The organism is Jejuia spongiicola (genome assembly GCF_023502325.1).
Lineage (GTDB): Bacteria > Bacteroidota > Bacteroidia > Flavobacteriales > Flavobacteriaceae > Wocania_A > Wocania_A spongiicola.
Genome location: NZ_JAMFLZ010000012.1, coordinates 1 through 16,866 on the forward strand (window position 1 = coordinate 1; position 16,866 = coordinate 16,866).

Annotated in this window: 8 protein-coding genes; 6 read left to right on the plus strand and 2 right to left on the minus strand. The window is 32.4% G+C overall.

The window, feature by feature from the left end:
* The 5 genes from M3P09_RS17040 to M3P09_RS17060 all read left to right on the plus strand — a co-directional run.
* Positions 1–1,600 (plus strand): T9SS type B sorting domain-containing protein (locus M3P09_RS17040; RefSeq protein ID WP_249974034.1); only part of this gene is annotated, 1,600 nt, incomplete at its 5' end.
* 153 nt (positions 1,601–1,753) lie between these two features.
* Positions 1,754–2,659: a PorP/SprF family type IX secretion system membrane protein gene (locus M3P09_RS17045; RefSeq protein WP_249974035.1), complete on the plus strand. Its 906-nt coding sequence runs from the start codon at positions 1,754–1,756 to the stop codon at positions 2,657–2,659.
* A 188-nt stretch (positions 2,660–2,847) separates the two neighbouring features.
* Complete coding sequence (locus tag M3P09_RS17050) at positions 2,848–4,434, plus strand: OmpA family protein (protein WP_249974036.1); 1,587 nt, start codon at positions 2,848–2,850, stop codon at positions 4,432–4,434.
* A gap of 106 nt (positions 4,435–4,540) precedes the next feature.
* Complete coding sequence (locus M3P09_RS17055) at positions 4,541–5,458, plus strand: hypothetical protein (RefSeq protein WP_249974037.1); 918 nt, start codon at positions 4,541–4,543, stop codon at positions 5,456–5,458.
* Positions 5,427–5,882, plus strand: coding sequence for a hypothetical protein (locus tag M3P09_RS17060; RefSeq protein WP_249974038.1), 456 nt, complete (start codon positions 5,427–5,429; stop codon positions 5,880–5,882). The genes M3P09_RS17055 and M3P09_RS17060 overlap by 32 nt, the downstream gene beginning before the upstream one ends.
* A gap of 372 nt (positions 5,883–6,254) precedes the next feature.
* On the opposite strand, the gene M3P09_RS17065 is transcribed toward M3P09_RS17060, so the two are convergent.
* Together M3P09_RS17065 and M3P09_RS17070 are read right to left on the minus strand one after the other, a co-directional pair.
* Positions 6,255–7,856: a tetratricopeptide repeat protein gene (locus tag M3P09_RS17065; protein WP_249974039.1), complete on the minus strand. Its 1,602-nt coding sequence runs from the start codon at positions 7,854–7,856 to the stop codon at positions 6,255–6,257.
* A 589-nt stretch (positions 7,857–8,445) separates the two neighbouring features.
* Positions 8,446–10,068 (minus strand): tetratricopeptide repeat protein, encoded by a 1,623-nt coding sequence (locus tag M3P09_RS17070; RefSeq protein WP_249974040.1) that lies wholly within the window; start codon positions 10,066–10,068, stop codon positions 8,446–8,448.
* 705 nt (positions 10,069–10,773) lie between these two features.
* Here M3P09_RS17070 and M3P09_RS17075 point away from each other — a divergent pair.
* A partial coding sequence (locus tag M3P09_RS17075) for a BspA family leucine-rich repeat surface protein (protein ID WP_249974041.1) occupies positions 10,774–16,866 on the plus strand: 6,093 nt, incomplete at its 3' end.

Here is a 16,866-nt window from a genome sequence, read left to right on the forward strand (position 1 = left end):
TTCTACAGAACTCACTATAAACGCCACGGTTGATGATGGAACATTTGGAATAACCATTACTAACACTACAAGTTCAGTAAAAGCCGACCAATCGGACCCTAATATTGAAAATAATATTGGAAGTGTATCCATTATTCCAACAGCATTTATAGACTTAAGTTTGACAAAAACAGTTGTAGATGATGTGGAAAATCCAGAAGTGGGTGATATGATTACTTTTGAAATTCAAGTAGATAATGAAGGACCTACAGAAGCCACTGGGGTACAAGTTACAGATTTAATACCTTCTGGATATGATTTTGTAAACTATAGTTCTTCAATCGGAACATATAATCCAGATACAGGACTATGGGATATTGGATTTATTGAAATTGGAAATACTGCCGTATTATTGGTTGACGTACTTGTAATGGATAATGGGGAATATGTAAACTGTGCAGAAATAACCGCAGCAAATGAGATAGACATAGACTCAACCCCCGCAAATGGAGAACCTACAGAAGATGATTTTAATTGTGCTTCTGTACCTCCTCTTCAAGCAGTTGATTTGGGCGTTGTCAAAACCGTAGTAGCAAACAATTTAACACCAATGGTAGATACAGAGGTTTCCTTTGAAATTAGATTGACTAACCATGGACCCATAGATGCTACAGAAGTTTTAATAACAGATTTATTACCTAATGGATATAGCTTTTTAAATTATAGTTCAACAAAAGGAACCTATGATTACACAACAGGAATATGGAATGTAGGTAGTATAATTAATGGAGAAACGGAAATATTAATTATTGATGCCATAGTTAATGAATCTGGGAATTATTTAAATTGTGTAACAATTACCTCGTTGCATCAAGAAGATACGGGTATTGAAAACAATACGAGTTGCATTGCAACTGAACCTGTTGCGGTAGTAGATATAGAATTAACTAAGGACGTAGATGAATTGATGCCCGTAGCCGAATCTAATGTTGTCTTTACTATAGAGCTTACAAATAGCGGACCAAGTGTAGCAACAGGAGTTGAAGTTATGGATTTACTCCCTTCAGGATACAATTTTGTAAATGCTACTACAACAAGTGGAGTGTATAATGATACTACTGGAGTTTGGATCGTTGGGTCTATAGGTATTAATGCCAGCGAAACATTAACAATAGTGGCGTATGTATTACCAATTGGAGAATGGGAGAATATTGCAGAAGTAATTTCTGCGAATGAATTTGATTTGGATTCAACACCAAATAATAATGATCCATATGAAGATGATCAGGCATCAGTAACTCCTGAACCAATTGTATTATTAACAATTCCTGAAGGATTCACTCCTAATGGAGATGATACAAATGATGTGTTTGAAATAGAACATTTAGAAGTATTGTATCCTAATTTTAGTATGGAAATTGTAAACAGAAATGGAAATACAGTTTATAAATATCAGCATAATGGAGATCCATTAAAAACACCTATATGGTGGGATGGATATTCAACAGGAAAGAGAAACTTTTCAAACGGTATTGTTCCAGCTGGCACTTATTTTTATGTTATTAATTTTAATAATAATGAAAGAAAGCCTCAGACTGGTTGGGTATATTTAAGAAGATAAACATTTATTTATAGAGAGGAGTTCATAGAGAACCTCTTTTTATTTAAAATTTAAATCGAATTTCATGAAACTTTCATAATTAAAATTCCCTACTCAAGGAAACTAATAAATGAATGTTACGCGTGACTGATAAAAAACAATAATTATAAACACATGAAAAAAAATAAATTACTAATAGCCGCTATACTTTTGTTGGTATCTATTACAACAGTTTATGGGCAGCAGGATCCTCAATACACACAGTATATGTATAATATGAATGTGTTAAACCCGGCCTATGCAGGGTCTCGTGGGGTTACCAGCATTGCATTATTGGGAAGGTCGCAATGGGTTGGAGTTGACGGTGCTCCCCAAACAGCTACGTTATCTGTGAATTCGCCTTTAGGGAAGCGCGCTGGATTCGGGTTTTCTGTAATACATGATGAAATTGGACCAGCAAAAGAGAACAATGTTTATATAGATTTCTCTTATGCTATTCCTACATCTGAGCACGGGAAATTGGCTTTTGGTGTTAAAGGGGGTGCTACTTTTTTAAATGTAAGAGAGGTTATTACTGTAGATCCAGATCCTTTAAATACCCCGATTGATTTATTTGCTCCTAACTTTGGCCTGGGGGTTATGTACTATAATCAAAAGTTTTATATTGGATTATCTGCTCCTAATATATTAGAAACAAAATATCTTGAAAAAGAAAATGGAATATCTTCTACAGCTTCTGAGAAAACACATTATTTTTTTACTTCGGGTTATGTGTTTGATATTGATAATAATTTAAAATTGAAACCATCAACAATGGTTAAAGCTAGTACAGGAACGCCAGTATCAATTGACCTTTCTTTAAATTTATTGGTTCAAAAAAGAGTTGAGTTTGGCTTATCAGTTAGATTAGATGACTCGCTTAATGGTATAGTAGGCTTTCAGGTTAATAATAACTTAAAAATAGGCTATGCCTATGAACATACAACTTCAAGATTTAAAGTTTTTAATTCCGGTTCCCATGAAATCATATTCTTATTTGATATAAATAAAAGAAAAATTAAAAGCCCAAGATTCTTCTAAATAACTCGATTTAATTTTTGGATTCTGTTTAACTCTTTTTTGAGTTACACAAAAAATTATTAGAGTATAAAAGAACAAAAAATGAGTAAAAAAGATTGATTTTTTATCAGATTGAAAAACTTTAAACGAGTTTATACCAGCTATCAATTATAAAGATGTTACACCTGAAATAAAACATAAAAAAACAAATGAAAAAAAATATGCTCATTATAGTGTTGCTTTTCGGTATTGCAACATTCGCTCAAAACCAAAATTATATTATAAAAACCATTAATGCTAATACTGAATATTCAGATTTTGGAGTAACTTATTATGGTGATAGTTCTGCAGTGTTTACTTCTTCAAGAAAAGTAAAAAAATCTAAAAATAGAAAGTGGAACGTAAATGGTCAACCTTTTTTAGATTTGTATAAAAGTACTATTACTAAAACGGGGGAGTTTGTTAATACTCAGCCATTTTCCGAACAAATAAATTCTAAATTTCACGAATCGAATGTAGCTTTTACCAAAGATTTAAAAACTGTTTATTTTTCAAGGGATAACTACATAAACAAGCTACCTTCTAAAAGTTCAGATGGATGGATATTAATACAATTGTTCAAAGCTGATATTGATAAATCTGGAAAATGGGTGAATATTCAGAAGTTGCCTTTTAATAATAATGAGTTTGATACAGGACACCCTGCTTTAAATTTTAACGAGGATAAGCTATATTTTGTTTCAAATAGACCAGGCTCTTTAGGCTTAACCGATATTTGGGTTGTAGAAATAGAACCAGACGGAACTTATAGTGAGCCTATCAATTTAGGGCCGAAGGTAAACACCTCAAAAAGAGAAATGTTTCCTTATATTGATGATAAAAATGTATTATATTATTCATCCGATGGTTTTTCGAAAAACTATGGAGGATTGGATTTGTATGCCGTTAAGATTGATACTAATTATGAAATTAGTAATCCTGTAAATTTGGGATTACCCTTAAATAGCTCAAAGGATGATTTTGGGCTTGTTTTTCAAAATCAAAAAAAAACAGGACATTTCTCGTCAAATAGAGAGGGAGGAAAAGGAGATGATGATATTTATTATTTTGAAGAGTTAACCAGTCCTATCAAGACCAATTGTAATCAATTTATTAATGGTGTTGTTCGAAATAACGAATCTGGCGCATTATTGCCAAACGCTTTAGTAGTGCTATATGATTCAAGTGAGAATGAAATTGAACGGATAATAACAGATAAACACGCTGCTTTTAGTTTAAAGGTTGCCTGTAATACAAACTATAAAGTAGCTGGCTCTAAGGAGCATTATAACTCATCCGAAAAAATAGTTACAACCTCAGACCAAACCAATATAGAGATACCTATAATTTTAACTTTAGGGTCGAATAAATTTGTTCATAAAGGAGATAGGCAAAAGGTAAAGATTAATTCTATTTATTTTGATTTAGATCAATCAGTTATTCGACCTGATGCAGAAAAAGAACTTGAAAAAGTTGTTAAAATAATGAAAAAGTATCCGCAAATTACAATTAGTTTAGAATCTCATACCGATAGTAGAGCTACTGATAACTATAATTTAAAACTATCAAAAAGAAGAGTAAAATCTACAATAGATTGGATGATATTTAAAGGTATTGAATCCGGTCGAATTAGTGGAAAAAGTTATGGTGAAACGAAAATATTAAATAAGTGTTTCAATGGCGTAATTTGTTCAGAGGATGAGCATCAATTAAACAGAAGAATTGAATTTGTTATTGAGGAACAAAAAAACAAATAATCCTAGCTAGAGAATCATGGGACGTACTATAATCAATATTCCCAAAAAAGAACTAAGGATTAATAGTATATAGAATCGTTATTTATTAACCTTTAATTATATTTATATGAAATTTTATTTTAAAAATCTTAAATTTGTAATTCTTACTCTTGTAGTTTCACTACTCCTTGTCAATTGTCAAAAACAAGATGATACTATTTCCTCTGAAACTTATCAAGAAAAAATAAATAAATTTATTTCTATCAATGAGTTTAAAAATGATGTCGTCAAAAATAATTATTTTGATATGATAAGTCAACGTTTTGACATTAACACACTTTCAAACAAAAGCTCAAAACTTACAAAAACATCTTATGATTTAATTCCTACTGATAATATTATTAAGATAGATAAAGAAAATGGAGCTTCCTATACCTTTAAACTCAAAACTACTACAGTTGGTAAACAATTTTACAATTTAATAGTTAATGTAGATAAAGGAGGTATTATAGAAAAATCACACATAGTCGAATATTTACCTTCTGAAGAATGGTTGGCTGATATTACGCAGCCGTTTGTAGGTCACATTAAAATATCCGAAAATAATATATTTACAAATGAAGATATATTAAACTCTAAAGGTACAACAGCAGCTAAAGGAGGAGGACAAGATGCTTGTTATGAAACAAGTGAAAGCTGGGAGTGTGCAGCGGGTAATGACCACGAACCCAATACTTGTACAGCCGGAGGAAGCACCTTAACTATTACATTTGTTGAAGTTGCTTGTGATGGTGCTGGAGGTGGCGGAATCGGCGGCGGCGGTATTGGCTACCCTATTGGAGGCGGGCCAGATACTGGCGGCGGCAGTGGAACTACAAACCCTCGTACAGGTGGTGAAGACCCAAATACTGCTATCACTTCACCTATACCTCGCGATGATGTCAATTGTTCTAGTATAGCGTGTCAGTTGAACGGTATATTAAAACCTGGAGATTCATTTGTGCTTAACTCAAATGCTAGCCCTAACGATTCTTTTAAAATTTGATAATGTTGCAGAGTTTGAAGCTTTTTTGGAGTCTGCTTATTCTTATATGGAACTTGTTGAAGTCACTTATAACGAATCCCAAAATGTACATTCGACAGAATTAAATTTTCATATACCGTGGACATTGACAGAATTTAATGCCGATATAAATAGTAATTTAGAAACTGACGCAAGTGACTACGAGTTGGTGGATGTGTCAAGTTACTTAACTGGTTTTTCATCATTATATGGATGGAAGCAAACTTCTTATTATTCTAATATTTATGAATCTGATAGCGATGAAGTTTTTATTACTATAAAAGGTGTTCATTCGTTTGGAATAACAGTTGGAGAGAATGGACTAGATTACTCTAAATCAGTAATCATTGTTGTTAACGTAAATAGAAAAACAGGTAAATTAATTAGTTATGGTTGGACCAATTAAGAATCTAAATATGGTAAAGATACTTTTTGTTGGATTTGAAGGTTTTATAACATTATTAATAGTCTTTATATTAATAATATTTCTTATCTTTAAGTTTAAGAAAAAACGATAGTTATTAGAACATTAAATAATTATGGAAGAAATAATAATGGAAAAAAGTTATGGTTTAATAATCTGGCAAATAATATTAATAGTTCTTATTGTTTTTGCTTTATATTTTGTGATTAAACTTTATAAAAAAATTACTACGTATTTAAATTTAAAAATAAAGTACTTAAAAACAAAGTAGATTCAGACTAAAGAACAAGAGGCCGTCTAAAAACTTTAGGCGGTCTTTTTTTAATTTAAGATTTTCCCTTGGCTACACCTCCTCTAATTTGAGTGACCACCAAACAAGTTTTTTATATAAAGTTCGCAATCAATATTTTTAGGTATCTCTAATTTTTTTCGAATTCTATAACGAATCGACTTGATTGAAGCCATAGTAATATCTAAAATATTCATAACCTCTTTCGTGCTTAAGTTCAATCGCATTAACTTACAAACTTCTCGCTCTGATTTCGAAAGCATTGGAAACTCTTCTGCTAATTTTTTTTCAAAAGACACATCCAAATCAATGAGTTTCTCGGTAATAGTATCTAGCCTATTCTCAGTATTAGCTTGATTTTGTATCTCGATTAGGAGTGTTTGATATTCAGAAACCATTTTATCCTTATCCGTAGTTTGGTTTATCAATTTAATTTTTTTTCTTAAATCATCTTTAAATTTCACCCTCATTTTATTATCTAACAAAAGTTGTTCTATCTTAAATCGGAAAAAATCAACTTTTCCGTTTAAGAAATCAGTTTCAAGCTTTTGATTTTCAATTTTCTGAATATTGTTTTCATGTCGATAGCGGTACAAAAAGAACAAGCTTATAATCCCTATTAAAGAAACAATAAATAAAGAAATAAATACTTTTTTTCGTCTTCTCTGTGTTTTTTCCAGTGCTATTAACCGTTCTTTTTTTACTACATAATTTAAGCTATCTAGGAGTGCTTCTTTTTTAAATCGGTAAGTTGCTTCGATCTCCCCTATCTTATTAGATTGCTCTGCAAATAAAATAGAATCCTGATATTTTTGATAGGTTAAACGATGTTTTAATGCTGTTTCAAAATCATTTTTTTTCTTAAACATGTAATATCTTTCTTTATAAATATTTGCCAACAACTTCTTATTTCCATAACCTTTGGCAATAAATTCTGACTCTTTAAGATATTTTTCTGCTTTAGTAAAATCATTTAATTTTCTATAATTATAACCGATATTTTTTAGTGTAATAGCAATACGCTCCGGCTTTTCATGTTTCTTATAAACTTTTAAAATCTGTAAATGTATATTTAAGGCCTTTTTGTATTGTTTTTTATATTCGTATAACCGGGCCATATATAAATAAGCATCGTTAACACGTATATCATCTCCAAAAAATAATTTAGCTTTGGTAAAGTACAACTGTGCAGAATCATACTCCTTCTTTTTTAAATAAAAATACCCATAATTATTTAACGAAGTCGCATAACTAACACTATCTCCATGCTTTCGGAGTGATAACGCTCTCTTCATATCCCTAAGGGCAGAATCATAATCATCCATTCTAAAATAAAGCATAGCAATGTTATGATAGGAACGCCCAATCGTTAAAGAATCCTCTTCCCTCTCCTTTATTTGTAAAGCTTTATAATAATATTCCAAAGCTTTATCGTATTGATTACGCCTACGTTCCAAAATACCCAAGCCATCATAAATAGACGCTATTCTTCTATGCTTATTTGAATAGTTATAGGAATCCTTTTGTAATTTTTCTAAAGCTTCAAAAAATATTTTCTCAGCTTGGATGGGGTTTGAGAACCCCGTAAGACCAGCCAACATATCGGCATTTACTGCCCATATGGAATCATTGTCTGTTCTCGCCATTAGTTCTTTCAAAGAATCCATTTGCTTTTCTTGTATCTGACCATTGATACAAAAAGGGACTAAAAGCAAGAACAAGCACAAGTGCTTTATTCTTAAAACGAACACCATTTATTTGCTATTAATTAATGGGAATGGTTGGTAATTACTAATTTTAGATATCACTAATTTAATACTTTTACTAAAGCAGAAAAATCTTTTAACAAATCTTTTTTTAATCTTTATAAAACTTATGATAAATACCTATATCTATTGACCCTTTATTCAAACACATAAAAACTAAATAATAAACAAAAGGTTATTGATGTTTTTTAATTAATACAAAGCCACAAGGTGTACTAAAGATCGTAATACCAATGAATTAGTTTTTGTTTAGTCTAGGCGATAATACTTAAGTATAGCCATAGATACGGTTATATTTTTTTACGATGGCTAAGCAAAAAACAAAAAAGTTCTATGAGTCATTTTGAAGTTTAATTGGTATAATACTACTTATTAACCTCACAAAAAAACAATATTCAACACCAAATAAAAATACTATAAGCATGTCCATTTTATAATTTACACTCAAACTATATCACTAAAAATTAACTAATTACAAATACTCCTCTTACTACCCTTTATTTGAACGATCACCAAACAAATTTTTTATAAAAATTTCGCAATTAACATTTTTAGGTATCCCTAATTTTTTTCGAATTCTATAACGAATCGACTTGATTGAAGCCATAGTAATATCTAAAATATTCATAACCTCTTTCATGCTTAAGTTCAATCGCATTAACTTACAAACTTCTCGCTCTGATTTCGAAAGCATTGGAAACTCTTCTGCTAATTTTTTTTCAAAAGACACATCCAAATCAATGAGTTTTTCTGTAATAGTATCTAGCCTATTCTCAGTATTAGCTTGATTTTGTATCTCGATTATGAGTGTTTGATATTCAGAAACCATTTTATCCCTATCCGTAGTTTGATTTATCAATTTAATTTTTTTTCTTAAATCATCTTTAAATTTCACCCTCATTTTATTATCTAACAAAAGTTGTTCTATCTTAAATCGGAAAAAATCAACTTTTCCGTTTAAGAAATCAGTTTCAAGCTTTTGATTTTCAATTTTCTGAATATTGTTTTCATGTCGATAGCGGTAAATAAAGAACAAGCTTATAATCCCAAATAAAGAAACAGTAAATAAAAAAATGAAAAATGTTTTTCGGTTTCTTTGTGTTTTTTCCAGTGCTATTAGCTGTTCTTTTTTTACTACATAACTTAAGCTATCTAGGAGTGCTTCTTTTTTAAATCGGTAAGTTGTCTCTATCTCCCCAATGTTTTTAGATTGCTCCGCAAGAGAGAGAGAGTCCTTATATTTTTGATAGGTTAAACGATGTTTTAATGCTGTTTCAAAGTCATTATTTTTCTTAGACAAATAATATCTTTCATTATAAATAATTGCCAGCAATTGCTTATTTCCAAAACTTTTGGCCATAAATTCGGACTCCTTAAGATATTTTTCTGCTTCAATAAAATTATTTAGTTTTCTATAGTCATAGGCAATATTTTTTAGTATAGTAGCAACACGTTCCAGCTTTTTATGTTTCTTATAAGTTTCTAAAATCTGTAAATGTATATTTAAGGCTTTTTTGTATTGCTTTTTATAAATGTATAATCGTGCCATATATAAATAAGTATCGTTAACACGAATATCATTTCCAAAAAACAATTTGGCTTTGGTAAAGTAGAACTGAGCAGAATCATACACCCTCTTTCTTAAATAAAAATATCCGTAATTATTTAAAGAAATCCCATAACTAATACTATCTCCATGCTTTCGGAGTGATAACGCCTTTCCCATATACTTAAGGGCAGAATCAATGTTATCCATTCTAATGTGAAGCATAGCAATATAATGATAGGAAGATCCAATACTTAAAGAATCCTTTTCCCGCTTCTTTATTTCTATAGCTTTAAAATAATATTCCAAAGCTTTACTAAATTGATTACGTCGACGTTCCAAAACGCCCAAACCATCATAAATAGACGCTATTCTTCTATGCTTATTTGAATAGTGATAGGAATCCTTTTGTAATTTTTCTAAAGCTTCAAAAAATATTTTCTCGGCTTGGATAGGGTTGGAGATTGCTGTAAGACCAGCTAATATATCAGCATTTGCTGCCCATATGGAATCATTGTCTGTTCTCGCCATTAGTTCTTTCAAAGAATCCTTTTCCTTTTCTTGCATCTGACCATTGATACAAAAAGGGACTAAAAGCAAGAACAAGCACAAGTGCTTTATTCTTAAAACGAACGCCATTTATTTGCTATTAATTAAAGGGGAATAAATTAGTTATTACTAATTTTAGGTACTCAAATTTAATACTTTTACTAAAGCAGAAAAAATATTTTAACAAATCTTTTGTAAATCTTTACAAAATTTATGATAAATACCTATATTATTTATTGCCCATCTATACAAACACATAAAAAACTAAATAAAAACAATAGTAACTAATACTTTTAAAATTAAATACACATAAACCACAATGACCAATTTCTTTGATACCCCACTTTATAGAGTTGCAATAAATGGGCTGGATTGTTCTTAAACTAAAGCTTCTTATTAAAAAGGGGTAATTAATAGCTTAAAGCATTGGTAGTATTTTGTTGGTGGTTTTTTATTAAAAAAATCAATTTATAAAAGTGGGTATGGCGCACTAAAAATTATAAGTTATACCGCTTATTAACCTCTCAAAAAGCAATATTCAATACTAAATTAGAAGGCTACATTTTTCAGTATTCTTAAATACAAAAAGCGCCTAGTAATTTTCATGTTTTAGTGCTTGCAACCTTTTTGCTACCCTAAAACAGTCTATTTATTCCCTACAATAGAATATTTTAGCGTTAACATATCTCTCAATATCGCTCACATTTAATTGCTTCCTCATAAATGTTTAACTTTCACAGCACAATCCTCTCGTTCATTCTATGTGGTTTTGCCCTAGCTAACACACAAGCCCAACAAACTATTTATGTAGATCTTGACGGTGATAATACAGATGGTACTACTTGGACAAAGGCCTATAACAATTTGCATGATGCCATAAACAATGCTTCTGAAAACGATGAAATACTAATAGCAGAAGGTATTTACAAACAAGGGTTTGCCATTACAATAGATAAGAATTTTATAATAAAAGGAGGCTATAATACTACTACAAATATACAAGAAGGCTATTCAACCATAGATGGTCAAGACTCCAATGGTATTTTTAGTACCAATGGCTTAACAAGTACTGCTCTTTTTGACCATTTAATTATTACTAACGGTAATACAAATCTGGGTGGTGGGATGTATAATATTGGTTCCTCTCCAACACTTACCAATGTAATTTTTCTTAAAAACACTTCAACAAACACTGGAGGTGGTATGCATAATAACGAGTTCTCATCTCCAACGCTTATTAATGTAGTCTTTTCTGAAAACACCTCAAATACCACAGGTGGAGCAATGTCTAATACTATATTTTCTTCCCCAACACTTACTAATGTAGTCTTTTATGGAAATCATTCAAATAAAGGTGGCGGAATATACAATTCTAACAATTCTTCACCAACAATTACCAATACCACCTTTTATTCAAATACAGCCGCTGAAGGGCCTGGAATAGACAACAATACTAATAATTCTTCTCCAGATATTTTCAATACCGTATTTTATGATAATAAAATAGGGAATGGTAATATTTCAGATATTTCTGGAGTCTCAAATAGTAGTTCAAGTCACAATGTCTCTGATTATAATGGAAGCATCCTTAATAATGGTAACCCTTTTGAACAACTTACCCAAAACCCATTTATAAACAGTACAGACCCTGATGGAAATGATGATGAATTTGGAAACAACAATGATGGTCTTATACCAGCTGATGGCTCCATATTAATAAACCAAGGAGATAATAGCAAAAATACAGAAACTTCTGATTTAGCAGGACAAAATCGCGCTTTCAACACCATAGATATAGGTGCTTACGAAAACCAAAATACGCAAAACGAATTTATAACTACATGGCAAGTTAGTTCTGGAGAAACTATTACTATACCTACTACAGCAAGTGGTTATGATTATACAGTAAATTGGGGAGATGGTATAACTTCCTCACACTCTGATGGGGATACAAGTACCAATGCTGAGCACAGGTATACAACAGCTGGAACCTATATCATAAAAATACACGGAGATTTTCCAAGAATTTATTTTAATAATGATGACACTGGAAAAAAAGAAAACATACTAAGCATACAACAATGGGGTACTACACAATGGGCCTCTATGGAAAACGCCTTTTGGGGTTGCACAAATCTTAAAAACAATGCTCAAGACACACCAAATCTAGATGGTGTTACCAATATGAACAATATGTTTAGAGCATGTGAATATATAGGTTTTGATGATGATAGAGGAAATTGGAATTGGGATTTGTCAAGCATTAAAACCATGAACGGTACTTTCTATAATGCTACTAGATTTAATGAAGATATTAGTGGCTGGAATGTAAGTAATGTGGAAGAGATGCACGGCATATTTGCCTTTTCTGAGCAGTTTAATGTAGATATAAGCGACTGGAACGTGAGTAATGTATGGCGCATGTCTGATATGTTTTGGGGCGCAATAAACTTTAACCAAGACATAAGCAATTGGGATGTAAGTAGCGCTACTACCATGGAACATCAGTTTAAGAAAGCCAAAGTTTTTAATTACAATATAGGTGGTTGGGATGTAAGCAATGTTACCAATATGGTAGAGCAATTTTGGAATGCTGAAGCTTTTAATCAAGATTTAGGCGATTGGGATATTACAAAGGTTACTAATATGACTAATATGTTTACAGGCGCTACTTTATCTGAAGAAAACTACGGTGCTACATTAACTGGATGGTCTACAGATAAATATCCTGAACAAGATAATGTTGATGATATTCCAACAGGTATAACTTTTGATGCAGGAAACAGCGTCTTTAATGGTTGTGATTCAGAAGTATTAGCAGCCATAACTAGCCTAACCAATACCATTACAAATGGAGGATACAATTGGACTATTAATGATGAAGGTTTTAGTTTAGATTGCCCAAACCTAGAACATTCAGACTATTTTATTACCACTTGGGAAACCACTCAAGCTAGCGAAACTATAATCATACCAACAACTGGTAACGGCTACTTTTATGAAGTAGATTGGACTTATGATGGCACTACATTTAATGCAAACAACAATGCTACAGGCAATATTAGTCATACATATACTACGCCTGGTACATACACCATAGCCATTCGTGGAGAATTTCCAAGAATTTATTTTAAAGATGCAGTATCCAAAGATAAAATATTAACCGTTGAACAATGGGGTACTATACAATGGACCTCTATGGAAAATGCTTTTTGGGACTGCACAAATCTTAAAAACAATGCACAAGACACACCAAATCTAGATGGTGTTACCAATATGAGCAATATGTTTAGAGGGTGTAAGGAAATAGGTGAAGAAGGAATTGGAAACTGGAATTGGGATACCTCAAATATACAGACTATGGCTGGCACATTCTATTCGGCATTTAAATTTAATCAAGATTTAGGTTCTTGGGATATTACCAATGTTACCGATATGACTAACATGCTTTATTTTGCTGGTCTACAACCAGAAAACTACGATGCCACACTTATAGGTTGGGCTACAGACAGTTCCCCAGAAATAATTGGCGTTGACGACATCCCTAGAAACATCACTTTACAAGCCGATAATAACACATTTTGCGATGCAGAAAGTGCAAGACAACTATTAATTTCAACCATAGAAGCGCCAAATGGTTACAATTGGGTAATTACCGACGCTGGCCTTTCTTGCCGCATTATTTATGTAGATGCAGCAAGTGGTGATGACACAACTGGAGACGGCTCCAGTTTTAACAGTGCCTATGAATCCTTAAAAAAAGCTGTAAGTGTTGCAAAGCGCGGTAACGAAATACGTATGGCAACAGGAACATACAAAGAAGGCGAACTGATAGTAATAGATAATAATGATTTAACAATAAAAGGAGGTTACGATACCGCTAGTAACCTTCAAATACCAAACAACTATTCCACCTTAGATGGTGATAATAGTCATCCTATTTTAGAAGTTAAACAATTAACAAAAAACTCTATTTTAGACCATTTGATTTTTACCAATGGCTATAATCCTTCTTCTAACGGCGGCATAACTGGAGGTCTGCTAGTTTCAAGATCTTCTCTAATACTCACCAACCTAAAGTTTACTAATAACACAGGTCACAATGGGGGGGGAATAGCAATAATTTTCAATTCCTTACCAGTTCTTAACAATATAACAATTTCTGAAAATAAGGCAACACTTGGAGGCGGGATGGCTATACTTTTTAAAGCCAATGCAATATTAAATAACGTAACATTTTATAAAAATGAGTCCTTAGGTACTAATCAAGGACATGGCGGTGGTGGATTGTATATTTACCAATCTAACCAAGTAACACTTACTAATGTTGCATTTATTGAAAATAGCACATTAATTGCCGGAGTTAAAGGCTCAGCAGTCACTGTTAATAATAGTAGAGCAACATTTACCAATGTAACGTTTACTGGAAATATTGCAGCAAAAAAGGAAGACTACGTATTTTATAATACTGAAGAAAGTGTATCTACGCTCTACAACACGGTATTTTACAAAAACATAGGGCATTTCAGTAAAGAGCTTTCTGGTATTGGGGGGTTGCCCATAAACATCAATTCCAGCCACAACTTCTATGATGTAGAAGGTGGTAGTATTGAATCTACAAACCAAGCTACACTTTCTTATAATGACCCTTTTTTAGCTATTGACAATCCTGCAGGTGAGGATGGAATTTTTGGAACTTCAGATGATGGCCTAGTGCCAAAAAGCAACTCCCTCCTTACAGATAGAGGAATTGATGATAAAAATACAGAACCCGTAGACTTAGCAGGGCAAGTACGTAAGTATGGTAGTAGTATTGACCGTGGCGCTTATGAAGTAAGAGGAGAGACACAACAAGTCTTTTATGTTGATGCTAGCCAACCAGATAATACAGGTAATGGCTTAAGTTTTACCACAGCCTTTAAAGATTTACAATTTGCGGTTAACATTGCTAATACTGGTGATGAAATACGTATGGCTAAAGGAATTTACAAACAAGGAAATACCATTACAATAAACAAAAAAGATTTAATAATACTAGGAGGTTATAACACCATTGATAATGCCCAAGATGGTTATTCTACCTTAGATGGTGAAAGCACATATCCTGTGTTAAAAACAACAGACTTAACAAATGCAGCCTTTTTTAACCGTTTAATCATTGCTCATGGCAAAAGTATAGATAGCGGTGCAGGTATGAGCAATAATAATTCATCTCCTAAATTAACCAATATTATTTTTACAGAAAATACGGCAACAACAAACGGTGGTGGCATGTACAACCATAATGGTGCTTCGCCAACACTTACCAATGTAATCTTTAATAAAAACCATGCTAATATTGGTGGGGGAATTAATAATACCAATGCTTCGTTAACACTTACCAATGCTACGTTTCATGCAAATACGGCAACAACAAGCGGTGGTGGTATGAATAATAGTAATGCTACTCCAAAGCTCTACAATACCGTTTTTTACAACAATACCAGTATTAATGGAGAGGTTGATATTGATGGTGATAACATAGACAGCAGTTCAAGCCATAATGCCTCAGATGGTGCAGGTGGTAACATAAATAATACAGGAGTTTTTATAACGCTTACCGCTAATCCTTTTCTAGATACTACAAATCCGTACGGGTTGGATAGTACCTTTGGAACCTTTGATGATGGCCTTATGCCAAACACATCAGCATTAATAGACCAAGGTGATGATAGTAAAAATAATGAAGCATTTGATATAGTAGGACAAGAGCGTATATATGCTATTATAGATATTGGCGCTTACGAAAATAATCGTATCATTTATGTAGACAAAAATGCTACAAGTACTACTCCACCAGATGGCACTTCTTGGGCAAAAGCCTATTTAGATATACAAACAGCTGTAAATAATGCCAATTTAGGTGAAGAAATACGTATAGCAACAGGTACATACGCACTACAAAATACCGTAGTAATAGATAAGAATTTAATAGTAAAAGGCGGCTATAACAGCAGTAATAATAAGCAAGAAGGTTTTTCTACCTTAGATGCCGCCAACACCAGTAGTAACTATCGTGTTTTGGAAACTACAGGGTTAGATAACAACGCTCTTTTTGATCATTTGATTATTACCAAAGGCAGAATAGAAGGAGAAACAAAAGGTGGTGGGATGCTCAATACTAGTTCATCCCCGTTAATAACAAATGTTGTATTTCTTCAAAATCATGCTAATCGTGGTGGTGGAATGGCTAATTTAGCGGGCTCTTCGCCAAAACTAACAAACGTGATCTTTTCTAAAAACACTTCAGACCTACAAGGAGGTGCGATGTTTAATTCGGCTTCATCCCCAACGCTCACCAATGTTACTTTTATTGAAAATAATACTGGTCTAAATGGTAGCGGTATATATGGGGGTAACCCAGAACTTTACAATACTGTATTTTATAATAATAAAAATGCAAATAATGATATTTTAGATATTACCGACGCTACTATAAACAGCAAGTCAAGCCACAATGCCTCTGATGGTATAGGAGGAGGGAACTTAAATAGCACAGGTGTTTTTATAGCACTTACCCAAGACCCTTTTGTAAACAGTAGCAACTCTATTGGTGACGATAACACTTTTGGAACCGTTGATGATGGTCTTTTACCTACTGAAAACTCAGGGCTAATAGACAACGGTGATAATAACAAAAACATGGAACTCCATGATTTAGCAGGACAAACCCGTAAATATGGTGTCATTGATATAGGTGCTTACGAAAACCAAAGTATTACAACTGAAGATTATTTTATAACCACTTGGGTGGTTGAAGAAAATGAAACCATTACC